The following is a 23,771-nucleotide window of genomic DNA, read 5'->3' as shown; positions in this document are numbered from 1 at the left end:
GTGCACAGGTACGTGGAGGTGTGCAGAGGATTCAGCGGAGTTCCGGGCATTCAGCTCAGTGCCGTGGCCAGCTCGCCCCACAGGTGGGCGGTCGTCTCCACGCCCTTGAGGAGGAGGTCCAGTTCGACCTTCTCGTCGGGGGCGTGCCAGCCGTCGGAGGGGACGGAGACGCCGAGGAAGAGGACGGGGGCGCCGAGGACGTCCCTGAGGTCGGCGGCGGGCCCCGAGCCTCCTTCGCGGGTGAAGAGGATCTTCTTCCCGAAGGCCCGGCCCATCGCGCGGGCCACGGCCTGCAGGGCGGGGTGGTCCAGCGGGGTCAGGCAGGGGCGGGTGGCGGGCTGGAAGGCGATCCGGTGGCGGACGCCCGCCGGAATGCGGGCCTCGGTCCAGGCCTGGACCGCCCGCTGTACGTGGTCGGGGTCCTGGCCGTCGACCAGCCGGAAGCTGATCTTCACCAGGGCGGAGGAGGGGATGATCGTCTTGCTGCCGGCGCCCTGGTAGCCGCCGCCGATGCCGTTGACCTCGGCGGTGGGGCGGGCCCAGACACGCTCCAGCGTGGAGTACCCGGCCTCGCCGGAGGCGGCTCCCGACTTCGCGGTGCGCAGCCAGGTGGCCTCGTCGAAGGGCAGCTCGGCGAAGAGGGCCCGCTCGGTGCCGGTGAGGTCGGTGACCCCGTCGTAGAAGCCGGGGATCGCGACCTTGCCGTCCGCGTCGTGAAGGGCGGCGACCAGGCGGGCGATCTCGGTGGCGGGGTTGGGGACGGCTCCGCCGAACGATCCGGAGTGGATGTCCTGGGCGGGGCCGTACAGCTCGATCTCGCACTCCGCGAGGCCGCGCATGCCGGTGCAGACGGTCGGGGTGTCCTCGTCCCACATACCGGTGTCCGAGACGATCACCGCGTCGGCGGCGAGCCGGTCCGCGTGCTGCTCGGCGAGGGCGCGGAAGTTCGGGGAGCCGGACTCCTCCTCGCCCTCGATGAGCAGCTTGAGGTGGACGGCCGGGGTGGTGCGGCCGGTCGCTGCCAGGTGGGCGCGGACCCCGAGGGTGTGGAAGAACACCTGGCCCTTGTCGTCGGCCGCGCCGCGTGCGTACATCCGGCCGTCCCGGATCACCGGCTCGAACGGGTCGGTCGCCCAGCCGTCCTCGCGGGCGGCGGGCTGCACGTCGTGGTGGCCGTAGACGAGGACCGCCGGGGCGTCCGGGTCGTCGCTGGGCCACTCGGCGAAGACCGCCGGGGCGCCGGGGGTCTCCCAGATCTCGGTGACCGGGAAGCCGGTCTCCTTGAGCTTCGCGCTCAGCCACTCGGCACTGCGCCGTACGTCCCCGTCGTGCTCCGGCTGCGCGGATACGGACGGGATGCGCAGCCACTCGGCGAGGTCGTCGAGGAAGGCTGCGCGGTGCTGTTCGGTGTACGTACGGACGGCGCTGTCCGGGGTCTCGCTCATGCTCTTGAGCCTATCCGTCCTCCGGGGCGGGCTCGTCCAGCAGGATCCGCTCCAGCTCGGCCCGGCCGGGCAGCCCCCGCGGATGGACGGTCTCCCCGCTGCGTACGTAGAGGAAGGTGGCGGTGACGGCGTCGAGCGGCAGATCGTGCAGCTCGGCCCAGGCCAGCCGGTAGACGGCGAGCTGGAGCGGGTCGGCGGTGCGGTGGCGGGTGGTCTTCCAGTCGACGATCTCGTAGCGGTCACCCGTGCGGTACACGGCGTCGATCCGGCCCCGGATCACCCGGCCCGCGAGGGTGATCTGGAACGGGGTCTCGACCCGGTACGGCGTGCGCCGGGCGTACGCGGTGCGCTCGAACGCCTCCTTGAGCTCGGCGAGGTCCCGCTCGTCGGCGATCTCCGCGTCGCTCTCGTCGCCCCCGGGCAGTTCGTCGGGGCCGAGCATGGGCAGCGGCAGTTCCTCGTACCGCGATTCCACCCAGGCGTGGAACCTGGTCCCCCGGCGGGCGGCGGGCCCCGGCGGGCGGGGCATGGGCCGGGCCAGCTCCTGGGCGAAGGCGTCGGGGTCCTCGGCCAGCCGCAGCAGCTGGGTGGCGGAGAGCGATGCGGGCACGAGGACCTCACGCACGGTGGCGCGGGCGCGGCGCAGCTCCCCCGCCAGCGATTCCAGGTCGCGGTCCCAGGAGGCGAGGGTGCGGGCCTCCTCGGGGGTGAACCGCTCCGCCGGGTCCTCCTGCGGGTGACGTGCGGCGGGGATGTGCGGTGCGGACTCCCGTACGGGCTCCGGCGCCGTGTCCGGTGCCCCCGGGGGGCGTTCGGTGGGGAGCTCGTCCCGGTCGTCCCAGAGCTCGTCGGCCGGTGGCTCGTCCTCGTACGCCGGTACGTCGTCCTCTTCCTGGTGGCCCGTGGCCAGCCGCTCCAGGTGGGCCAGCACCGTGTCCCGGGCGGCGCGGCGGCGGGCGAGGGCGTCGGCGTCGAGCGGGAGCGGCCAGGCCAGGTCGGTGTCGGGCGCCGCGAGGGCCGGGTTCTCCTCGTCCTCGGCGGGCTCGTCCGCCCAGGCCTCGATCTCGCCGTGGCCCGCCGCGCAGTGCTCGTACAGCGCCTCCAGGAAGGCGGACGGGCCGCGCGTCCTCTTCTGGGACGGGCCCCACCAGTGGCCGGAGCCGAGGAGGAGGGAGCGGGGGCGGGTGAAGGTGACGTAGCCAAGGCGCAGTTCCTCCGTGTGCTGGTGCTCCTTCATCTCCTCCTTGAACGCCTTCAGCCCCTTGGCGTCGAAGCTGTCGACGGCCGGGAGCGTCGCCGCGTCGCCGCGCAGGGCGTGCGGGAGCACCTTGGCCTGGGCGGTCCACGCGTCCCGGGACCGGCCGCTGGGGAACTGGCCGGTGACCAGTCCGGGCACGGCGACGACGTCCCACTCCAGGCCCTTGGACTTGTGGGCGGTGAGGACCTTCACGGTGTTCTCGCCGCCGGGCAGCGCGTTGTCGAGGCCCTTCTCGTACTGCGCGGCGGTCCGCAGGAAGCCGAGGAAGGCGAGCAGCGACGCCTCCCCGTCGAGGGAGGCGAAACGGGCCGCCGTGTCGAGGAAGTTGGCGAGGGTCTCGCGTCGGCGGGCGGCCAGCGCCTGCGGCGATGCCGACAGCTCGACCTCCAGGCCCGTGGTCGCCAGGACGCGGTGCAGGACGTCCATCAGGGGGTCCGCGAGCGAGCGGCGCAGATCGCGCAGCTCACGGGCCAGCCGGGCGAAGCGGATGCGGGCCTCCGCCGAGAACGGCAGCCCGTCGTCCGCCGCGTCCCCCGCGACCAGGAAGGTGTCCAGCGCGTCCGCGAGCGATATCACCTCGGCCGGGTCCGTCCCCTCGACCGCGTCCGCGAGCCGCTGGTCCGCGTCGGTGTCGTCCGCCTGGCCCGCCCGGTGCACGAGGAGGCGGGCGCGGCGGCCCAGGAGCGCGAGGTCACGGGGGCCGATGCGCCAGCGCGGTCCGGTGAGGAGGCGGACCAGGGAGGCGTTGGCCCCCGGGTCCTGGAGGACCTCGCAGACGGCGACCAGGTCGGCCACCTCGGGCAGGTGCAGCAGTCCGGCGAGGCCGACGACCTCGACCGGGATGTCCCGGGCGACCAGGGCCGCCTGGATCTGCGGGAAGTCCCCGGCGGTGCGGCACAGGACGGCGATCTCGCCGGGCGGGGTGCCGGTGCGCACGAGGTGGGCGAGGGAGTCGGCGAGCCAGTCGATCTCCTCGGTGTGGGTGTTCAGCAGGGCGCAGCGGACCGTGCCGTCCCGCTCGGCGCCCGGCGCGGGGCGCAGCGCCTCGACGCCCTCGTGCATCGCGCGCAGCGGTTCGGCGAGGCCGTTGGCGAGCTGGAGGAGGCGGCCGCCGCTGCGCCGGTTCTCGCTGAGGCTGTAACGGGTGGCGGGGGTGCCGTCGGCGTGCGGGAAGTGCTCGGGGAAGTCGTCCAGGTTGGCGACGGAGGCGCCGCGCCAGCCGTAGATCGCCTGGCAGGGGTCGCCCACGGCGGTCACCGCGTGGCCGGCCGCTCCCGGCTCCGTACCGCTGCCGAACAGCGCCGACAGCAGCAGCCGCTGGGCCACCGACGTGTCCTGGTACTCGTCCAGCAGCACGACCCGGAACTCGTTCCGCAGGATCTCCCCCACCTCGGGCCGGGTCAGGGCCAGCTCGGCGGAGAGGGCGATCTGGTCGCCGAAGTCCAGGAGGTCCCGGCTCCGCTTGGCGGACCGGTAGCGCTCGGTGAGGCCGAGGAGGGAGCGGCGGGCCTCGGCGGTCTCGGGGATCCTGCGCAGGTCCGCGTTGCTGAGCTTGGCCGTCTCCAGCTCCCGCAGCAGCTCGGTGTCGTACGCGTCCAGCGCCCCGGGGCGTACGAGGTGTTCGGACAGCTCCCCGTCGAGCGCCAGGAGATCGCTGACCAGGGTGGGGAAGGAGCGGGTGAGCGCCGGATACGGGCCCGGGGCCTCGCGCAGCACCTTGGCCGCGAGCTGGTAGCGGGTGGCGTCGGCGAGGAGGCGGGTGGTGGGCTCCAGGCCGATGCGCAGGCCGTGCTCGGTGAGGAGGCGGCCGGCGAAGGCGTGGTAGGTGGAGATGGTGGGTTCGCCGGGGGGGTTGTCCGGGTCGATGACGTCGGGGTCGGTGACCCCGGCGGCGATCAGCGCCTTGCGGACGCGCTCGGCCAGCTCGCCCGCCGCCTTGTTGGTGAAGGTGAGGCCGAGGACCTGCTCGGGGGCGACCTGTCCGGTGCCCACCAGCCAGACCACGCGAGCGGCCATCACCGTGGTCTTGCCCGACCCGGCTCCGGCCACGATCACCTGCGGGGCGGGCGGCGCGGTGATGCAGGCCGTCTGCTCCGGGGTGAACGGGATCCCGAGGAGCTCCTTGAGCTGCTCCGGATCGGTGATGCGTGAGGACACCCGGTCAACGGTAACCGGGCCCACCGACAACCCACGCCGATGCCCACGAGAGGCGCTACTCCACCACCTGCCGCCCCTCCGGCTGCGCGCTGCACGAGGCGCGGAAGGCGCAGTGGGTGCAGTGGGTGCCGGTGGTGGGCGTGAAGCGTTCGTCCAGGACCTTTCCGGCGGCGGTGGCGAGCAGGTCGGAGACCCACTCCCCGGCCAGTGGTTCCTGGGCCTGGACCTTGGGGAAGGCGTCGCCGCCTTCCTTCTTGGGGGCCGGCTGACGGAGCTGGACCAGTTCGGCGCCGCCCGGCTCGGGGCGCTTTCCGTCGAAGACGTCGTCGACGGCGCCCTCGCGGACCGCGAGCTGGTAGACCGCGAGCTGGGGGTGGGCGGCGACCTCGTCCTTGGTCGGCGCGCCCTTGCCTGTCTTGAAGTCCACGACGTACGCCCGGCCCTCGGCGTCCTGTTCGACCCGGTCCATGGAGCCCCGGATACGGACGGCGTACTCCCCCGCCTCCAGGGTCACGTCGAAGTCGTGCTCGCAGGCGGTGGGGGTGCGGCCGCCGCGGTCCAGGACGTGCCAGTGCAGGAAGCGTTCCAGGGCCGCGCGGGCCTGGTCCTTCTCCTGCTCGGACTTCCAGGGGGCGTCGAAGGCGAGGCCGTTCCACACGGAGTCCAGGCGTTCCATGAGGACGTCGAGGTCGGCGGGCGTACGGCTGGAGGCGACCTCGTCGGCGAGTACGTGGACGACGTTGCCGAACCCCTGGGCGGCGGTGGCCGGGGCGTCGGCCTTCACCTCGCGGCCCAGGAACCACTGGAGGGCGCAGGTGTTGGCGAGCTGGTCCAGGGCGCTGCCGGAGAGGGTGACGGGCTGGTCGCGGTCACGGAGCGGGACGGCGGAGCGGGTCGGCTCCTCCAAGCCCCACCAGCGGTACGGGTGGGCCGCGGGCACCAGCGGCTGCCCCTCGTCGTCGGTGAGCGCGGCGAGCCGGGCGAGGCGGTGGGCGGCGGCCTCGCGCAGGGCGTCGGAGGCGGCCGGGTCGACGGTGGTGGCCCGCAGCTCGGCGACGAGCGCGGCGACGGCGAGGGGGCGGCGCGGGCGGCCGGTGACGTCGCGGGGTTCGACGCCCAGCTCGGTCAGGAAGCGGGAGGGCTGGTCGCCGTCGTCGGCGGGGGCCTTCACGGCCGTGACGATCAGGCGCTCGCGGGCCCGGGTGGCTGCGACGTAGAAGAGCCGCCGCTCCTCGGCGAGGAGGGCCCCGGGTGTGAGGGGTTCGGCGAGTCCGTCGCGGCCGATCCGGTCCGCCTCCAGGAGGGAGCCCCGGCGGCGCAGGTCGGGCCAGAGCCCCTCCTGGACCCCGGCGACGACGACGATCCGCCACTGAAGGCCCTTGGAGCGGTGGGCGGTCATCAGGCGTACGGCGTCGGGGCGGGCGGTCCGCCGGGAGAGGGTGTCGGCGGCGATGTCCTGGGCGTCGACCTCTTCGAGGAAGTTGAGGGCTCCGCGCCCACCGGTGCGCTCCTCGGCGCGGGCGGCCGTGTCGAACAGGGCGCACACCGCGTCGAGATCGCGGTCGGCGTTGCGCCCGCCCGCCCCGCCGCGCAGCACGGCCCGCTCCAGCCTGCCCGGCCAGGGGGTGCCGTTCCACAGGGTCCACAGGGCCTCCTCGGCGGTGCCGCCGCCTTCGAGGAGTTCGCGCGCCTTACGCAGGAGCGCGCCGAGGCGCTGCGCGCCGTGGGCGTACGCCGGGTCGTGCGTGACGAGCCGCTCGGGCTCGGCCAGGGCGCGGGCCAGCAGGGTGTCGGAGGGGGCGGGGACCCGGATTCCGGCGGCGCGCTCCTCGTCGCGCAGGGCCCGGCCGAGGCGGCGCAGGTCGGCGGCGTCCATGGAGCCGAGCGGGGAGGCGAGGAGGGTGAGGGCGGTCTCGGTGTCGAGCCAGGGGGCCGTGACCGCGGCTTCCGCCTGCTCGTCGGTCTCCGCGGGAGCGTGGTGCAGCGCCGCCGCGGCCACCGTCCGCAGGGCCGTCAGTAGCGGGGCGACGGCCGGTTCGTGGCGCAGCGGCAGGTCGTCGCCGTCGACCTCCAGGGGGACGCCGGCGGAGGTGAGGGCGCGGCGGACGGCGGGCAGTGAGCGGCCTCCGGCCCGTACCAGCACGGCCATCTCCTGCCACGGCACCCCGTCCTCCAGGTGGGCGCGGCGCAGCAGGTCCGCGATGTTCTCCAGCTCCGTGGACGCGGTGGGGTAGGTGTACGTCTCCACGCGGCCGCCGTCCCGGACGGCGTGCAGCTCGCGGTGGGCGCGGACCGTGTCCCCGGGAAGCCGGGTCAGCGGCATCCGGCGGGTGAGCAGCCGGGTCGCGGCCAGCAGTCCGGCCCCGGAGCGGCGGGAGGTGGTGAGGACGCTTACGGGTGCGGGGCCGCCGTCCGCCCGGCGGAAGGTGTCCGGGAAGTCGAGGATGCCGTTCACATCGGCGCCCCGGAACGTGTAGATCGACTGGTCGGGGTCGCCGAAGGCGATCAGTGTCCGCCCGGCCCCTGCCTCCTCCGCCCCGCGCTCCCGGGCGGACTCCGGCGCGCGCCCCCGGTTGCCCGCCAGCGCGTGCAGCAGGCGCACCTGGGCGGGGTCGGTGTCCTGGTACTCGTCGACGTACACCGCGTCGTAGGTCCCCGCGAGCTGCTCCGCCACCTCGGGGCGCTCGGCGAGCAGGACCGCGCGGTGCACCAGCTCCGCGTAGTCCAGGACGCCCTGGGCGTCGAGGATGTCGAGGTACTCGGCGAGGAACTGGGCCGCCGCCGCCCAGTCCGGGCGGCCGGTGCGGCGTGCGAAGGCGGCCAGCGCGTCCGGTCCGAGGCCCAGTTCGCGGCTGCGGGCCAGCACGGCGCGCACCTCGTCGGCGAAGCCGCGGGTGGTCAGGCAGGACCGCAGCTCGTCCGGCCAGCGGACGTGGGCAAGGCCCTCCTTCTCCAGGTCGAGCTGGCCCGCGAGCAGTTCGCGGACGGTGACGTCCTGCTCGGGCCCGGACAGCAGGCGCAGCGGATCGGCGAACAGATCGGCGTCCTGGTGCGCCCGGACCAGGGCGTAGCAGTACGAGTGGAACGTGGTGGCCTGCGGGCCCCGGGCCGCCCCGAGGCGGGCGGCCATCCGGTCCCGCAGTTCGACGGCGGCCTTGCGGCTGAAGGTGAGGACGAGGATGCGGGCCGGGTCGGCACCCCGGTTCACCCGCGCGGCGACGGATTCGACGAGGGTGGTGGTCTTGCCGGTGCCGGGCCCGGCGAGGACCAGCAGCGGGCCGCCGGGGTGGTCAACCACCGCGCGCTGGCCTGCGTCAAGGAGAGGAGGATCCACCGAACCCGGCGGAGTGCGCACCAGACGGTACGCACCCGTGGTCCGCGGCCGTGACTCACGGAGCGGACTGTGCCGGGTGGAGGAGGAACTCACGTGGATCGCCGGTCCTGGTGGATGTGCGTGGGTGTACTGGTGATGAGGAACGGGGTCGGTGCAGCAGAGGAAGAGGAAAGGGGCGGAGCGTGCCGCGCGATGACGACGCTACGCCAGCGACGGCGCGGAGGGCGGCGACCGCGCTGCGTCCCTCGTCACGTGCGCTGCCGCGTCGGGCCGCTGCTGCCGGAGGCCGATGGCGGAAGCTGTCAGATGTGAGCTTTCTCGCCCGAAGCGCGCGGAGCGCCCGTACAGCCCTGGCCGTCCCCGCCGCCGGGACCTCCCGGACCACCCTGGCCGTCCCCGCCGCCGGGACCTCCCGGCTCAGCGCCTCCGTCCCAGCGGGCTCTTCGCATGTCGATCCGCGGGATGTGCCCCTCCGCCTGGCGCGACGCCTCCCGCAGCGGGGTGCCCTCGGCGCGGTAGTGGTCCAGCGCCCGCAGCTCGTGCGCGGGGAGCAGCGTCCCGTCGGCGCGGACGACGCGCCACCACGGCACGGCCGATCCGTACAGCGCCATGACCCGGCCGACCTGGCGGGGTCCTCCCTCGCCCAGCCACTCCGCGATGTCGCCGTACGTCATCACCCGGCCGGGCGGGATCAGATCGGCCACATCGAGAACGCGCTCGGCGTATGCGGGGAGCTCCGCGTGGTCCGGCAGCTCGGCGCCGGCCGGGACGGTGCCGGAGCCGCCCCCGTCCGTCTGGTCCTGGCTCATCCGCCCCATCCTGCCGTACGCCACCGACAGCCCGGCCGAAACGGTGTGCGTCCGGGCACACAGCGTGCACGCAGGTGCAAAGGAGCGTATGTTGCGCTTCCCGCGCCCGTGCAATGCACCCTGATGCCCCCCTCTGTCTACGGGCCGTGCCACCATCATGCGGGCGGTGACCGGTGATACCAGAACACGAAGACGAACCAGAGGCGACGAAGGAGCAGGGCGTGCAGCCACCGAAGGCGGCGGACGCCTCCGATGCCGGGGAGCGCCCGCAGGGCGGTCCCGAGTCCTCGGGAACAGCCCCCGCCTCCTCCGGCGCACCCCGCGCCGACGGCCTCACGACGTCCACCACGGGACATCTGGCCGGCTCGACCCTGGCCTCCGCGGACGCCGCCCTGAGCGACCGTGTCTCCGGGGACGAGCCGCTGCTCCCCGCCCGGGTGCACCGCCCCTCCGACCTGATGCGGCTGCTCATCGGGGTGCTCGCGATCGCGGTCCTGTTCTCGGTCGCCGCGTTCGCCCAGGGCACCACCACCGGTCTCGAGGACGACATCTCCAAGGGCACCGAGCAGGCGCCCGATCTGCTGATCAAGATCGCGGGCCTGGTGTCCAGCATCGCCGTGCTGCTGGTGCCGGTCGCCTTCGCCATCGAACGCCTCATCAAACGTGACGGGCTGCGCATCGCGGACGGTGTGCTCGCCGCCGTACTCGCCCACGGAGTGACGCTCGCCACCGACCTGTGGGTGTCGCGGACCGCTCCCGGCACGATCCAGGACGCGCTGACCCAGCCGCAGACGGCCGGCGGACTGACCGACCCGGTGCACGGCTATCTCGCACCGGTCATCGCGTACATGACGGCGGTCGGGATGGCGCGGCGGCCGCGCTGGCGCGTGGTGCTGTGGGTGGTGCTGCTGCTGGACGCGTTCGCGATGCTCGTCGGCGGGTACACCACCCCGTTCTCGATCATCCTCACCGTGCTGATCGGCTGGACGGTGGCGTACGGGACGCTGTACGCGGTCGGCTCGCCGAACGTCCGCCCCACCGGCCAGCACCTGATGGCGGGTCTGCGGCACGTGGGCTTCCGCCCGCTCGCGGCGATGCGCACCGAGGACTTCCCGGACAACACCGATCAGAACGACCGGGGGCGGCGCTATCTGGTCACACTGGAGGACGGCCCGCCGCTCGACGTCACCGTGGTCGACCGGGAACAGCAGGCCCAGGGGTTCTTCTACCGGGCCTGGCGGCGCCTCACCCTGCGCGGGATCACCCAGCGGCGCTCCATCCAGTCGTTGCGCCAGGCGCTGGAGCAGGAGGCGCTGCTCGCGTACGCGGCCATCGCCGCCGGGGCGAACGCGCCCAAGCTGATCGCCACCTCGGAGCTGGGACCCGACGCGGTGATGCTCGTCTACGAGCACATCGGCGGCCGGTCGCTGGACTCGATGGAGGACGAGGAGATCACCGACGACCTGGTGCGCAGCGCCTGGCGTCAGGTGAAGGCCCTCCAGTCGCGGCGGATCGCGCACCGCAGGCTGACCGGCGACGCCCTCCTGGTGGATCGGTCCGGCAGTGCGTTCGTGACGGATCTGCGCGGCGGCGAGATCGCCGCCGGTGATCTGGTGCTGCGGATGGACGTGGCCCAGTTGCTGACCACGCTGGGGCTGCGGGTGGGGGCCGAGCGGTCGGTCACCGGGGCGCTGGCCGTGCTCGGCCCGGACGCGGTGGCGGACTGTCTGCCGCTGCTCCAGCCGATCGCGCTGAGCCGTTCCACCCGGGCGGCGCTGCGCCGGATCGCCCGCGAGCGTTCGCAGCGCGAGCGGGAGGCGGTCGTGGAGGCCTCGCTGGCGGCCAAGCAGGCGAAGGCCGGACTCACCGCGGGCCCCGGTACGGACGGCAAGGCGGACCTCAAGGCGGAGCGCAAGTCGCTGCGCACCGAGAAGCAGGCCGAGAAACGCGCCATCGACGACGCGCTGGAGGAGGCCCGCGAGGAGGATCTGCTCGCCCAGATCCGCCGCCAGGTGCTGCTGATCCGCCCGCAGGCCCCGGTCGAACCGGTCCGTCTGGAGCGCATCAAGCCGCGCACCCTGTTCAGCTTCATCGCCGGGGCCATCGCCGCGTACTTCCTGATCTCGCAGGTCACCCAGGCCGACTTCGGGGCGGTCGTGGAGCAGGCGGAGTGGGGCTGGGTGGCGGCGGCCCTCGGCTTCTCGGCCCTGAGCTATGTGGCGGCGGCGATGAGCCTGCTTGGCTTCGTGCCGGAGCGGGTGCCGTTCCTGAAGACCGTGCAGGCGCAGGTGGCCGGCTCGTTCGTGAAGATCGTCGCGCCGGCCGCGGTCGGGGGCGTGGCGCTGAACACCCGCTTCCTCCAGCGGGCCGGGGTGCGCCCCGGTCTCGCGGTGGCGAGTGTCGGGGCCTCGCAGCTGTTCGGGCTCGGCTGCCACATCCTGCTGCTGGCGCTGTTCGGCTATCTGACCGGTACGGAGAGGACCCCGGACTCGATCACCCCGTCCCGGACGGTGATCGCCGGTCTGCTCACGGTCGCGGTGCTGGTGCTGGTGGTGACGGCGGTCCCGTTCCTGCGGAAGTTCGTGGTGACCCGGGTGCGCTCGCTGTTCGCCGGGGTCGTGCCGCGCATGCTGGACGTGGCGCAGCGGCCGCAGAAGCTGCTCACCGGCATCGGCGGCATGCTTCTGCTGACCGGCCTGTTCGTGCTCTGCCTGGACGCCTCGATCCGGGCGTTCAGCGGTCCGGACGTGCCCCAGCTGAGCTACGCGAGCATCGCGGTGGTCTTCCTCGCCGGGAACGCGCTCGGCTCGGCCGCCCCGACGCCGGGCGGTATGGGCGCGGTCGAGGGGGCCCTGACACTGGGGCTGATCGCGGTCGGGCTGCCGAAGGAGGTCGCGGCGCCCGCGGTGGTGCTGTACCGCGTGATGACGCTGTGGCTGCCGGTGCTGCCGGGGTGGATCGCCTTCAACCAGCTGACCCGCAAGGGCGAGCTGTAGCCGGAGGTCCGGCAACGGTGGGCCGACCCCGGCCACCCGCATGGACCGCGCCCGGCCGCGCTCCTCGGCGCCCCGCCGCACGATGGGGTCATGAGGACTTCCCCCGCCCTGCGTGCCGCCGCCCTCGCCGCCACCGCCACCGTGCTGCTGCCGCTGGCCGCCTGCTCGGACGACGGCGACGGGGACGGGTCCTCGACACCCACCGGGGCCTCGACCGCCTCGCCGACCTCCACCGCCGACGACCTGGCGTCGCAGCAGCTCGAATGGTCCCCGTGTCCGCCCCCGAACACCGCCCAGGGCGGCGGCGAGTCACCGTCCCCGCTTCCCGGCGGCGTGGTGTGGGAGTGCTCCTTCATGGACGTACCACTCGACTACGCGGAACCGGACGGCCGCACGATCGAGCTGGCACTGGTGCGGGCGAAGGCCAAGGACCAGAAGCGGCGGATCGGCTCGCTGGTGTTCAACTTCGGCGGGCCCGGGGCGTCCGGTGTCGCGACGCTGCCCGCGTTCGGCACCGAGTACGACAAGCTCCGCACCCGGTACGACCTGGTGAGCTTCGACCCGCGCGGGGTGGGCCGCAGCGAGGGCGTCCAGTGCGCGGACGACGCCCAGCTGGACGCGTTCTACCAGGAGGACTCCACCCCGGACGACGCGGCCGAGGAGAAGGAGTTCGTCCAGGGGCAGAAGGACTTCATCGCGGACTGCGAGGAGAACTCCGGCCCCGAGCTCCCCTTCGTGGGCACGACGAACGCCGCCCGCGACATGGACCTGATGCGCACGGTCCTCGGCGACGACAAGCTGCACTACTTCGGCATCTCGTACGGCACCGAACTGGGCGGCGTGTACGCCCATCTCTTCCCGGACAAGGTCGGCCGCGCGGTCTTCGACGCGGTGGTCGACCCCACGAAGGACGCCGAGCAGTCCTCCATCGGCCAGGCCGAGGGGTTCCAGCTCGCCCTGGACAACTTCACGAAGGACTGCGCGGAGCGCGACGACTGCGCACTGTCCGGGGCTACCCAGCAGGAGGTCGAGCAGGGCATCGCCGACCTGCTGGCCGAGCTGGAGGAGGAGCCCATCGACGGGCTCGGCGACCGGACGCTGACGCAGACGCTGGCCACCACCGGGATCGCGTCCGCGCTCTACTCCAAGGAGACCTGGCCGCTGCTGGAGCAGGGCCTGGACGAGGCGGGCGGCGGGAACGGCGGGCTGCTGCTCGCGCTGGCCGACTCGCTCAACGGCCGCTCGGAGGACGGGCGGTACGACAACTCCAACGCCGCCAACATCTCCATCAACTGCGCCGACAGCAAGCAGCGGTTCTCCCTGGAGCAGACGAAGGCGGCCCTGCCCGCGTTCCGCAAGGCGTCCCCGCTGTTCGGGGACTATCTGGGCTGGGGCCTGATGGGCTGCACCGGCTGGCCGGTCGCGGGCGCCTGGCGGACCCCGGACGTCAGCGCCCCGGGCGCCGCCCCGATCCTGGTCATCGGCAACACCGGCGACCCGGCGACCCCTTACGCGGGCGCGAAGGCGATGGTGGAGGAGCTGGGCAAGGGCGTCGGCGTCGAGCTGACCTACAAGGGCGAGGGACACGGGGCGTACAACAGCAAGGACGCGTGTGTGCAACGGACGGTGGAAGGCTATCTGTTGAACGGAAAGGTGCCCCGGTCCGGCACGGTCTGCGGTTGATCCCGCGCCCCGACTCCCCTACCGCACAGGGCGGTTAGCATGTCCGCACACCACAGCCGCCCGATGCGTCACCACCGGCTTCGGGCCTCGGGGAGGGAAGCCGGAACATGCGTGCGCACGGCCGTGCCCAGCGGGCCGCCTTACGGACAGGAGCGGCCCTTCTGGCGGCGGGACTGCTCGCCGGCTGCGGGCTGTTGAGCTCGGAGCCGGATGTCAGCGAGCTCGCCGACGGCCGCCCCGGCGGCGCCTCCGCCTCCCCCGCGCCGACCGGGCTGAAGGACTCCCCCAAGACGCCGGAACTGCCCTCCGTCCTCACCTCCCAGCACCTCGACTGGAAGCGCTGCACTGCCCCGCGCGGCGGCAACGCCCCCGGTTCCGCGTGGCGTTGCGCGAGCGTGGACGTACCGCTGGACTACGCGGAGCCGTCCGGGGAGACGCTCTCCATCGCACTGGTCCGCAAGCAGGCCCGCGACCGGGGGCAGCGGCTCGGCTCACTGCTGTTCAACTTCGGCGGCCCCGGCGGGTCCGGCGTCGAGACGCTGCCGCGCGCGGCCCGGGCGTACGCGAAGCTGAACTCCCGCTACGACCTGGTGAGTTTCGATCCACGCGGGGTCGCCGCCAGCTCCGGGGTGCGCTGCCGCACCGACAAGGAGCAGGAGCAGGCCCACCGCAACATCGACATGACCCCGGACACGGCGGCGGAGGAGGAGGCGTTCATCGAGGACGCCGCGGACTTCGGCGCCGGCTGCGAACGCCGCTCCGGCGCGGTCCTCCCGCACGTCGGCACGACGAGCGCCGCCCGCGACCTGGACCTGATCCGCCAGGTCCTGGGCGACGAGAAGCTGTCCTACTTCGGCTTCAGTTACGGTACGGAGCTGGGCGGGACGTACGCGCACATCTTCCCGCACAAGGTGGGGCGCACCGTGCTGGACGCGGCCGTCGACCCGACGGCCGACGGGATCGGGCACGCACGCAACCAGACCAGGGGCTTCCAGCGCGCCCTGGAGAACTACCTCAAGGACCGCGGCCAGGACCCGAGGACGGCCTCCGAGCGCATCGCCCGGCTGCTGGCCCGTATCGACCGGAGCCCGCTGCCGACCGACTCGGGCCGCGAGCTGAGCGAGTCGCTCGCCATCACCGGCATCGTCAACCCGCTGTACTCCGCGTCGGACTGGCCCGCCCTGACGGCCGCGCTCGACGAGGCGGAGAACAACGGCACGGGCAATGGTCTGCTCCGGCTCGCCGACTCGTACAACGGCCGTGACGAGCAGGGTCGTTACGACACCCAGAGCCATTCCCAGCGGGCGATCTCCTGCGCCGACTCGACGTTCCGGCCCTCCGTGGACGAGGCCCGTGCGCTGCTGCCGGAGTTCCGGGAGCTGTCGCCGGTCTTCGGCCCGTTCCTGGTCTGGGACACGGCGGGCTGGTGTGCCCAGTGGCCGGTCGAGGGGGAGCGCGAGACGCCGGAGACCAGTGCGCCGGGCGCGGGGCCGATCCTGGTCGTCGGGACGACCGGCGACCCGGCGACCCCGTACGAGGGGGCGCGGCGGATGGCGGACGAACTGGGCGAGGGCGTCGGCATCATGCTGACCAACAAGGGTGAGGGACACGGGGCCTACGGCGGCAACGACTGCGTGACCTCGACGATCGACGACTACTTCCTGGAGGGGAAGGTCCCGGCGGGGATCACCCCGGTACATCCAGTATCGGGGCGACCCTCCGCCTTGCGATCGCACGCACCAGACGCCGCCGAGCCCGCCCTCCGGGCGGACGGCGCTACTTGATCAATACACCTAGTACACCGGCTTCTCGGGCTCTATCTGGTTGACCCAGCCGATCACTCCGCCGCCCACGTGCACCGCGTCGGCGAAGCCCGCCGACTTGAGGACCGCGAGCACCTCGGCGCTGCGGACGCCCGTCTTGCAGTGCAGGACGATGCGCTTGTCCTGCGGGAGGTCCTGGAGGGCGGTGCCCATGAGGAACTCGTTCTTCGGGATCAGCTTCGCGCCGGGGATCGAGACGATCTCGTACTCGTTCGGCTCGCGGACGTCGATGATCTCGATCTTCTCGTCGCCGTCGATCCACTCCTTGAGCTGCTTGGGAGTGATCGTCGCGCCGAGCGCCGCCTCCTGCGCCTCCTCGGACACGACGCCGCAGAAGGCCTCGTAGTCGATGAGTTCGGTGACGGTGGGGTTCTCGCCGCAGACCGCGCAGTCAGGGTCCTTGCGGACCTTGACCTGGCGGTACTGCATCTCCAGGGCGTCGTAGATCATCAGCCGGCCGACCAGCGGGTCGCCGATACCGGCGAGCAGCTTGATGGCCTCGGTGACCTGGATGGAGCCCACGGACGCGCAGAGCACGCCCAGCACGCCGCCCTCGGCGCAGGAGGGGACCATGCCCGGCGGCGGCGGCTCCGGGTAGAGGCAGCGGTAGCAGGGCCCGTGCTCGGACCAGAACACGGAGGCCTGGCCGTCGAAGCGGTAGATCGAACCCCACACGTACGGCTTGTTCAGCAGCACCGCGGCGTCGTTGACGAGATAGCGGGTGGCGAAGTTGTCCGTGCCGTCCACGATCAGGTCGTACTGCGCGAAGATCTCCATCACGTTCTCGGCTTCGAGCCGCTCTTCGTGAAGGACCACGTTGACGTACGGGTTGATGCCCAGCACCGAGTCCTTGGCGGACTCGGCCTTGGAGCGGCCGATGTCGGCCTGGCTGTGGATGATCTGGCGCTGCAGGTTCGACTCGTCGACCTCGTCGAACTCCACGATGCCGAGCGTGCCGACACCGGCCGCGGCCAGGTACATCAGGGCCGGCGAGCCGAGGCCGCCGGCGCCGACACACAGCACCTTGGCGTTCTTCAGGCGCTTCTGTCCGTCCATCCCGACATCCGGGATGATCAGGTGGCGGGAGTACCTGCGGACCTCGTCGACGGTGAGCTCAGCAGCTGGCTCGACCAGGGGTGGCAGCGACACAGGAACCTCAACAATGCAGGTGGTCGGATTCTACGTAGACCGGCTTCTCAGGGTCGACTACGTACGGTTGCTCTCCCCGTAACACTGCCACGCCCCTTCTCATTCCGAGATACCCGGTCCGACCCGCGAGACGATTTCGTCCCAGTACCTGGGCAGCGCCGCGAATGGGTCGCTTTGTCCGCTTCGGTCATCCCGGTCGGTGAAGAAGATCGTCCTGGCGCCCTGCCAGCGGGCGATGCGCATGGCCTCCTCCAGGTGGGTGCGCGGGACCCCGTGGACGAAGTGGGCGAACCGGTCCGGCGGATGGCCGGCCGTCCATTCGGCCACCTGCGACCAGCGGTAGTCGGTCCAGGGGCCCTGGAAGGTGACCAGCTGGTCGGCCGCCTCCGCGTACCCGGGATACGGGTGGGTGCCGTGCCCCAGCACCAGGCGGCCCCCGTCGTCCTCGCTGTCGCTCTCCGCCAGCAGCGCGTGGAGCGTGCCGGTCAGACGGCGGACGGCGGGCAGCCCGGCCCGGTCGGCGGGGCAGCGGGCGAGGTAGAAGCCGCCGATCCGGTACCAGTCGATGAAGGACCGGGCGTCCGCGATCAGCTCGTCGAACGGCCGCTCGCCGCGGGCCAGGTCGAGGTGGCCGAGCAGCCGGCCGCCGGAGGCCCGGACGGTGTCGTCCGGGGCCTGGCCGCGCAGGGCGCGTTCGCGGGCGTTGCGCAGCCGGCCCGCCGCCTCCAGGCAGTGCGGGTCGGGCCGGGAGCCGGGGCCCTCGGCGATGTTGAGGACGGCCCAGTGCAGCGGGGTGCCGGGGCGGGCCAGCTCGGCCCATTCGGCGGGTGCCAGCAGCGGGTGGGCGTAGCCCGGGACGCCGAAGCCGAGCTGTTCGCCGCCCGCGGTCCGGCGGGCGTCGGCGGGGGCGGTCAGATACGGCACGCCGCCTCCATCCAGATGTCCGCGAGGGACTCCTCCAGATTGATCCGGGGCCGCCAGCCGAGCCGGTCCCTCGCCGTGCGGACGTCGGCCTGCTGCCAGGCCCCGCAGCCGTCCGGATACGGGGACGGGGTGGCGGAGAGGTGTTCCATCACGGACTCGGCGGAGGTGCGCGGGGCGCCGATGGGCAGGCGCGCGGGGGGCGTGTCCAGCTCGTGGAGCGCGCCCGCGTACCCGGCGACCCTGGCCAGGACGGCGGCGGCGTCGCGGAGGCGGACGGCCCGCCCGGTGCCGATGTTGACGACGCCCTGGGCGGCGGAGAGCGAGGCGGCGTGGACGGCCCGCGCCACATCCCGTACGTCGACGAAGTCCCGCTGCACGCCGAGGCCGCTGAGCTTCAGCTCGCCGTCGCCGGACTGCATGGCCCGGCGCATCGCCTCGGCGAGCCGGCCGAGCGGGGAGCCGGCGGGGGTGCCGGGGCCGACGGGCGAGAAGACCCGCAGCACGACGGCGTCGAGGCCGGAGCCGAGGACCAGTTCGGTGGCGGCGAGCTTGCTGACGCCGTACGGGCCGCCGGGGCGCGGGACGGCGTCCTCGGCGGTGGAGGACCCGGGCTGCGAGGGCCCGTACTCCGAGGCACAGCCGACCTGGACGAGCCGGGCCCCGCAGCCGCTGCGGCGCAGCGCCTCGCAGACGGTGGCGACGGCGACGGTGTTGTGGCGGGTGAGGTCCCGGGCGCCGCCGCGCGTGGCACCCGCGCAGTTGACGACGACGCCGGGGTGGACGGCGTCCAGGAAGCGGGTGAGTGCCCCGGGGCTGCCGCCCGCGAGGTCGAACCGGACGTCGGCGTCGTCACCGCGCCCGAGGGCCGTCAGGTGAACGGCGGGGTCGGCGAGGAGACGGTCGGCGACGAAGCGGCCGAGGAATCCGTTGGCTCCGAGCAGCAGCACCCTCATCGCGCACCGCCTCGGTGCCGACGGCTCACTGCCGGTGCGGGGGATTGGGGGGTCATGGCGGGTTTCTCCTAGGTCAGTCGGTCGGTCGTACGGTGCCGGGCAGGGCCCGCGGCGTCGGCTCCGCGGGAGTGGTGCGGTGGTACGTCGGTGGGGCGGCTCGATCCCCGGGTCCCTCAGGTCCGGGTGTGGGCGGAGGCCCGGGAGAGCGCGAGGGCGGCGTGCAGCAGCAGCCCGAGTGCGGCCCCGCCGCAGGCGAGGGCGGAGACGGCCCCGGTCCCGCCTGCTGAGACGAGGGCGTCCACGGGTCGGGCGAGGGGTTCGAGCCCGGGGAGCCGGGCGGCGAGGACGAGGGCCGGGGCGCCCGCCTCGACGGCGCACGCGGCGGCCAGCGCGACGGTGCCCGGCTCGGGCAGCCCGTGGGCGGCGAGCAGCCGGGCCACGAAGAACAGGACCCCGAGGGCGACCGCCCCGACGGGTGTGCCGCCCCCGCCGAGGCCGAGGCCGGCCAGGTGCAGCAGGGGCAGCAGCGCGCCGAGGAAGAGGGTGACGGCCGCCAGGAGCAGGGGGCGCACGCCCGCGCCGAACTCCTCCAGGGCGCGGCTGCCGGACAGTCTGCGGTGGGCCTGGACGGTGAAGAGGTGGGCGCACCAGGCGGCCGGCGCGACGGCGGCGGTGAGGCCGAGGAGAGGAGCGGGGGTGCCGTCCCACGGGCCGTCCGGGCCGCCGGTCATGACCTGGGCGAGCAGCTCCTCGCCGTACACCGCGTAACTCAGCAGCCAGCAGCCGTACATCCCGGCGCGGCCCGCTCCTTCGGGGGCGCGCAGCGGCCCGCGGCCCAGGCACGCCCGGAGCGCCAGGCAGGCCAGGACGGCCCCGACGACGGTGACCAGGGCCCGCGTCCCGTCGCCGAGGAGGCCCTCGGTGACCCGGAGCACTCCGGCGGTCGCCAGGCAGGCGGCGCCGGGGAGCAGGGCGAGAAGCGTCCAGGCGGCGCGCGCCTCGGTGTCCGGACCGGGGCCGGGCGGGCCGGCCCCGACGGGCTCTCGCGCACGGGGCGGCATACGGGCGTACAGCTCCTCGGCGAGGGCGAAGACGTCCCGGTGGCGGTAGCGGGCGGCAGTGCGGTCGGTGAGGCCGTGCGCCTCCAGACCGGCGGCGATCTCCAGGGGATCCACGGCGCGTTCACACAGGTCGCGGTGGTGGTGCAGCAAGGACTTCACCGGGTCGGCCGGGCCCCGCCGGGCGCTGCCGCCCGGGGCCCGGCGCGCCGTGGTGCGGGGCGGGATCTCCGCGGGGCGTTCCGGAGCGGATGCGGGGCGCTTCGAGGCGGATACCGGGCGCTCCGGGGCGGCAGCGGGGGTCGCCGGGTCGTCCGGACGGGTCATCGGGTGGTCTCCGTGGTCGTGGAGGGCCGGGGTCGGGTGGTCATGCGTCGCCATCCCCCGCCGGTCGGAGGTCGGGTGGTCACGCATCGCCGCCCCCCGCCGGTCGGAGGTCGGGTGGTCACGCATCGCCGCCCCCCGCCGGTCCTGCCGCGACCGCGCAGACGCCCTCGGGCTCGGGTTCCGGCTCCCGCATGTGCTGCGGTTCGGGCTCGCCGGGCCGGTCCGGCAGCCGGCCCCCGGACACGGCGGCCCGGCTCGGCACGGCGGCGACGCCCACCGGCTGCCCCGGGCCCGGCGGTGGGCGAAGGTGTGGCCCGGGCTGGGTCCAGTGGCCGAGGAGGCGGGCTTCCGGCGGGGTGGCGAAGGGCAGGGGGTCGCCGTGGGCGTCCACCGTGTCGGCCTCCCGGCGCACCGGGGTGTGCGAGATCAACTCCAGGTAGATGCCGCCAAATGCCGCGAGGTTCTGTTCGACGGTGAAGAGTTCGAGCGCGCGTGCCCGCGCGGCGGCTCCCAGGCGGGCCCGGCGCTCGGGGTCGCGCAGCAGCGCGACGCAGGCGTCGGCGAGCGCCTTGGGGTTGCGCGGGGGCACGACCAGGCCGGTGCCGCCGATGACTTCGACGACCGCGCCCACGTCGGTGGAGACGGTGGCCCGGCCGCAGAACATGGCTTCGACGAGGCTGACCGGGAAGCCCTCGACGACGCTGGAGAGCACGATCACGCCGCCCGCGCCGTAGGCCTCGGCGAGGTCGGGGCCCTCAGGGCCGCCGATCTCCTCGAAGGTGACCGGGCTGACGCCCCCGGCGTGGGCGCCGGTGGCCTCGCCCGGGAAGAGCTGGGCGGCCAGGGCCTTGCAGTGGGCGAGGTACGTGGCGGCCTCATCGCCCTCGGCCGGGGCGCCGAAGATGCGCAGCTGGCCGCCAGGCTCGGTGCGGCGGACCTCGGCGAAGGCGTGGAGGAGGGCGATCAGGTCCTTGGCGGGCTCGATCCGGCCGACCCAGACCAGGGTGTCGGGGCCGCCCGCCCCGTCGCCCTCGCCCGCCGTGCCGAAGCGTTCGGCGTCCTCGCCGACCGGGCCGAACCGCTCGGCGGCCATGCCCGGGTAGACCGTGCGCTGCTTGGCGGGGTCGGCGCCGCAGCGCTGCTGCCAGCGGCGGACGTGGGTGTTGCCGGGGGTGACGATCGCGGCCTGCCGGTAGACCTCGGTGGCGAGGCGGCCGTGGAATCCTGCGAGGAGGGCGCGCACGGGGGTTCCGTACGAGGCGTCGGAGGCGGCCAGGAAGTGCGCGCGCAGCGGGACGCCGTGCTCGGTGACCAGCAGCGGCACCCCGAAGAAGCGTTTGGCCAGGAGTCCCGGGAGGGCGGCCGCCCCGCCGGAGGCCGCGTGGCAGAGGTCGACCGCGCCGAGGCTCTCCTGGTCGTACCAGTCCAGCGAGAGCGGCCGCAGTGCGCGTTCCAGCTCGGCGGCGGAGGCGAGGTGGTCGGGGACGGTGGCGCCCTGCACGGTGCGGCCGGTGCCGCGGGCGCGGGAGGCGGCCTCCAGGATCCGTACGGTGGTCTCGGAGCGCAGGGCGAGGTGGAGTCCGCCGCGTTCGCGGGCGAGCTCGGCGAGGCCGTAGAGCCCTTCGGTGAAGAGCTCCGCGCCGGGGCCCGTGCCCGCTGCGGTACCGGCCTCGTCGGGGGTGCAGATCGCGGTGGCGAGGGCGGTGAGGCCCTCGGTGAAGCGATTGCGGTCGCGTCGTCCGTAGGACTGTTCGCCGCCGGTCACCAGCCGGGCCAGCAGGCCGCGTTCGCCGCTGCCGCGCAGGGTGCCGTCCTCGGGGGTCCACAGCGGCGCGGTGCGCACCCGGCTGACCTGGTGCGGCAGCCGGACCCAGCCCTGGTCCTCCTGGTGGGCGGAGCGGCTCAGGGCGAACAGGTCGAACTCGTGCTGCGGCAGCCCGCGCACCAGTCGGTCGCACCAGAGTCTGGACTCACCGGTCGCATACGGATAACCACCGTCGGTGAGCAGTCCGATCCGCACGAGTACACCCCCGATCTCCCTTGTGGGCGGCCGCCGTTGAAACGGCGACTCGCAGCGGGACGACCGTAAGCGGATACGCCGGTGGCGCGACGGACGGTTGTCCGTCGCGCCACCGAAAGGGGTGAACCGCCGTAACTTTCCGGCCCCGGTCGCGTTCCGTCGCGATACAGCGCTCACTTGTTACGGAGGGTCAGGCCCGGGCCAGCTCCTTGCGGGCCGTCCTGCGGGCGTACGCGAGTCCGCGGCCTCCGCGGCACACGGCGGGGGCACCGGCACGACCCGGCGGGCCTCCACGCGCGGCACGGCGGCCGGCAGCTCCTTGGTGTACGGCTCGCGGGCGCGCCGAGCACCCGGGCCGCCGAAGCGGAACGAGACGCCGCCTCATGATGCGGACGCGCGGGGGGTCAACCGGTGGGGTGCACCCAGGGGTTGGCCTTGCACTTGACGCCTTCGATCTCAAGGGTCTTGGTCTGCTGCTGCATGACCGGAGCCAGGGCGCCGGGAGTGCGGCAGCTCACGTGGTTGTAGCCCAGGCGGTGGCCGACCTCGTGATTGATCAGCATCTGACGGTAGGACAGCAACTGGTCCGGGCCGAAGGTGGCGGCGCCCTGCGCCCAGCGATAGGCGTTGATCATGACGCGGTCGGTCGCGGCGGAATCGCAGGAGACATTGTCGATCGTGGTGTCCAGACCGGATTTGGCACACCAGTCACCGGTGGTCCCGGGACTGGCGAGCGTGATCACGAAGTCCGGAGTCCCCGACGAGATGCGCTCGAAGGTCATCGCGCCGTTGTGCGCCCAACTCCGGTCGTCGTTGAGGGTCTTCTGCACGGCTTCGGCGAAAAGGCCGGCGTCGAGGCCGAGGCCCTTCTCGACATCGATCCGGTAGCGGTGCTTCTGCCCCTTTCCGGGGGCCTTCGCCAGACCGGGCACCGCCTCGAACGTGCCGCTCGCCTTCAGGTCCGCGGCGAGCGGATAAGGCTGCGCCATCTTGTCCGCGTACGACAGGGGCTTGACCTCGGGCTTGACCGAGGGCTGCTTCGGGGTCGGGCGGGCATCGGAGCGGGAGGCCTCCTCGCCCGGGCCCTGCCGCTCCGCGTCGGCGGCGCCCGCGGCGGCGGCACGGTCGCCGGAGTCCTCGGCGACCTGTCCGGCCACCACGACCGCGAGCACGGTGGTCACCGCGGCGGCGGCGATCCCGGTGAACGTCCGCCCCTTGGAGACCCGGGGCGCGGGGCGTTCGTCCGGCTCCCCGGCCTCGGTGTCGGCCGCGCCCTCGGAGGGCCCGGCCGGCGGCGCGACGGGGGCGGCGTCCGGGGCCTCCGCGTCGAAGGCGTCCACGAACTCCCGGCGCGGGCCCGGCACCGGGGGGCCGTCGAACGTCGGCTGCTGGGCCGCCCGGCCGTCCGCGGCACGCTGGGCCGCGCGCTGGGCGGACACCTGCCGGGCCACGGCCTGCTCCCGGGCAGCGGTGTCCTGGGGCCCGGCGGGATACGGCCGGGCATCGGCGGGGCGGTTGCCCGGACCGGGGTGCTGGTGGGGCGGATGCGGCTGAGGGGCGCCGTGGGGTGCGCGGGCGTCGTATCCCTGGCCGTGACGGGGCACCGGTCCGGTCCCCCAGCCGCCGCCCTGCTCACGCTGTTCGGGGTGGCCGCCGCGCACCTGCGGGGCGTCGGAGGAGAACGGGGCCCGCTCGTCACCGGTCTGCGCGGGCGCGGTCCGCCTGCGCCGGCCGCCGCCGGACGCGGGCCTCGCCGCGGCACGCTCGCCGCCCGGTTCCGCCGCAGCGTCCGGGCGGATCGCCGCGGAGCTCTTTCGACTGTGTCGTCCCACGCC

At 73.9% G+C, this 23,771-nt stretch carries 13 protein-coding genes; 3 read left to right on the top strand and 10 right to left on the bottom strand.

Annotated elements, in window-relative coordinates; all coding sequences use genetic code 11:
* Nucleotides 1–50: 50 nt before the first annotated feature.
* The 4 genes from IG90_RS0109505 to IG90_RS0109490 all read right to left on the bottom strand — a co-directional run bounded on the left by IG90_RS0109505 (nucleotide 51) and on the right by IG90_RS0109490 (nucleotide 9,003).
* Nucleotides 51–1,445, bottom strand: a complete 1,395-nt coding sequence (locus IG90_RS0109505) for a dipeptidase (protein WP_030580470.1) — start codon at nucleotides 1,443–1,445, stop codon at nucleotides 51–53.
* Between the two features lie 10 nt (nucleotides 1,446–1,455).
* A complete protein-coding gene (locus tag IG90_RS0109500; protein WP_030580459.1) occupies nucleotides 1,456–4,860 on the bottom strand; it encodes an ATP-dependent helicase in 3,405 nt (1,134 codons plus the stop codon).
* A 55-nt stretch (nucleotides 4,861–4,915) separates the two neighbouring features.
* Complete coding sequence (locus IG90_RS0109495) at nucleotides 4,916–8,287, bottom strand: ATP-dependent helicase (RefSeq protein WP_033893931.1); 3,372 nt, start codon at nucleotides 8,285–8,287, stop codon at nucleotides 4,916–4,918.
* Nucleotides 8,288–8,496: 209 nt separating this feature from the next.
* Nucleotides 8,497–9,003, bottom strand: a complete 507-nt coding sequence (locus IG90_RS0109490) for an MGMT family protein (protein WP_033893929.1) — start codon at nucleotides 9,001–9,003, stop codon at nucleotides 8,497–8,499.
* 221 nt (nucleotides 9,004–9,224) lie between these two features.
* On the opposite strand from IG90_RS0109490, the gene IG90_RS0109485 reads away from it, so the two are divergent.
* The 3 genes from IG90_RS0109485 (at nucleotide 9,225) to IG90_RS0109475 (ending at nucleotide 15,466) form a co-directional block, all read left to right on the top strand.
* On the top strand, nucleotides 9,225–11,999 hold the full coding sequence (locus IG90_RS0109485) for a lysylphosphatidylglycerol synthase transmembrane domain-containing protein (protein ID WP_030580453.1): 2,775 nt from the start codon (nucleotides 9,225–9,227) through the stop codon (nucleotides 11,997–11,999).
* Nucleotides 12,000–12,089: 90 nt separating this feature from the next.
* On the top strand, nucleotides 12,090–13,682 hold the full coding sequence (locus IG90_RS0109480; RefSeq protein ID WP_030580451.1) for an alpha/beta hydrolase: 1,593 nt from the start codon (nucleotides 12,090–12,092) through the stop codon (nucleotides 13,680–13,682).
* Nucleotides 13,683–13,789: 107 nt separating this feature from the next.
* Nucleotides 13,790–15,466, top strand: a complete 1,677-nt coding sequence (locus tag IG90_RS0109475; protein WP_107062493.1) for an alpha/beta hydrolase — start codon at nucleotides 13,790–13,792, stop codon at nucleotides 15,464–15,466.
* A 9-nt stretch (nucleotides 15,467–15,475) separates the two neighbouring features.
* Here the strand turns inward: IG90_RS0109475 and moeZ are convergent, their stop codons facing one another.
* The 6 genes from moeZ to IG90_RS0109445 all read right to left on the bottom strand — a co-directional run bounded on the left by moeZ (nucleotide 15,476) and on the right by IG90_RS0109445 (nucleotide 23,768).
* Entirely contained in the window at nucleotides 15,476–16,654 is a 1,179-nt protein-coding gene (gene moeZ / locus IG90_RS0109470; RefSeq protein ID WP_030580447.1) for an adenylyltransferase/sulfurtransferase MoeZ, read from the bottom strand.
* Nucleotides 16,655–16,753: 99 nt separating this feature from the next.
* A complete protein-coding gene (locus tag IG90_RS0109465) occupies nucleotides 16,754–17,578 on the bottom strand; it encodes a spherulation-specific family 4 protein (RefSeq protein WP_030580445.1) in 825 nt (274 codons plus the stop codon).
* Nucleotides 17,566–18,531 carry an NAD-dependent epimerase/dehydratase family protein gene (locus IG90_RS0109460; RefSeq protein ID WP_030580443.1) on the bottom strand — a complete coding sequence of 322 codons (966 nt, stop codon included), beginning with the start codon at nucleotides 18,529–18,531 and terminating at the stop codon, nucleotides 17,566–17,568. The genes IG90_RS0109465 and IG90_RS0109460 overlap by 13 nt, the downstream gene beginning before the upstream one ends.
* A 173-nt stretch (nucleotides 18,532–18,704) precedes the next feature.
* Nucleotides 18,705–19,916: a hypothetical protein gene (locus tag IG90_RS0109455; protein ID WP_078585264.1), complete on the bottom strand. Its 1,212-nt coding sequence runs from the start codon at nucleotides 19,914–19,916 to the stop codon at nucleotides 18,705–18,707.
* 118 nt (nucleotides 19,917–20,034) lie between these two features.
* Nucleotides 20,035–21,936: a DUF3492 domain-containing protein gene (locus IG90_RS0109450; protein WP_030580439.1), complete on the bottom strand. Its 1,902-nt coding sequence runs from the start codon at nucleotides 21,934–21,936 to the stop codon at nucleotides 20,035–20,037.
* 404 nt (nucleotides 21,937–22,340) lie between these two features.
* Nucleotides 22,341–23,768: a DUF3152 domain-containing protein gene (locus IG90_RS0109445; protein ID WP_030580437.1), complete on the bottom strand. Its 1,428-nt coding sequence runs from the start codon at nucleotides 23,766–23,768 to the stop codon at nucleotides 22,341–22,343.
* Between the last annotated feature and the right edge of the window lie 3 nt (nucleotides 23,769–23,771).

The organism is Streptomyces anulatus (assembly GCF_000721175.1).
GTDB classification, from domain to species: domain Bacteria; phylum Actinomycetota; class Actinomycetes; order Streptomycetales; family Streptomycetaceae; genus Streptomyces; species Streptomyces anulatus_C.
This window is presented reverse-complemented; position numbering and strand designations above follow the sequence as displayed.

What these genes read in the sequence shown, in the direction of transcription:
- IG90_RS0109460 (WP_030580443.1), bottom strand. Translation starts at nt 18,531, where the DNA reads ATGAGGGTGCTGCTGCTCGGAGCCAACGGATTCCTCGGCCGCTTCGTC.
- IG90_RS0109475 (WP_107062493.1), top strand. Translation starts at nt 13,790, where the DNA reads ATGCGTGCGCACGGCCGTGCCCAGCGGGCCGCCTTACGGACAGGAGCG.
- IG90_RS0109455 (WP_078585264.1), bottom strand. Translation starts at nt 19,916, where the DNA reads ATGACCCGTCCGGACGACCCGGCGACCCCCGCTGCCGCCCCGGAGCGC.
- IG90_RS0109505 (WP_030580470.1), bottom strand. Translation starts at nt 1,445, where the DNA reads ATGAGCGAGACCCCGGACAGCGCCGTCCGTACGTACACCGAACAGCAC.
- IG90_RS0109490 (WP_033893929.1), bottom strand. Translation starts at nt 9,003, where the DNA reads ATGAGCCAGGACCAGACGGACGGGGGCGGCTCCGGCACCGTCCCGGCC.
- IG90_RS0109480 (WP_030580451.1), top strand. Translation starts at nt 12,090, where the DNA reads ATGAGGACTTCCCCCGCCCTGCGTGCCGCCGCCCTCGCCGCCACCGCC.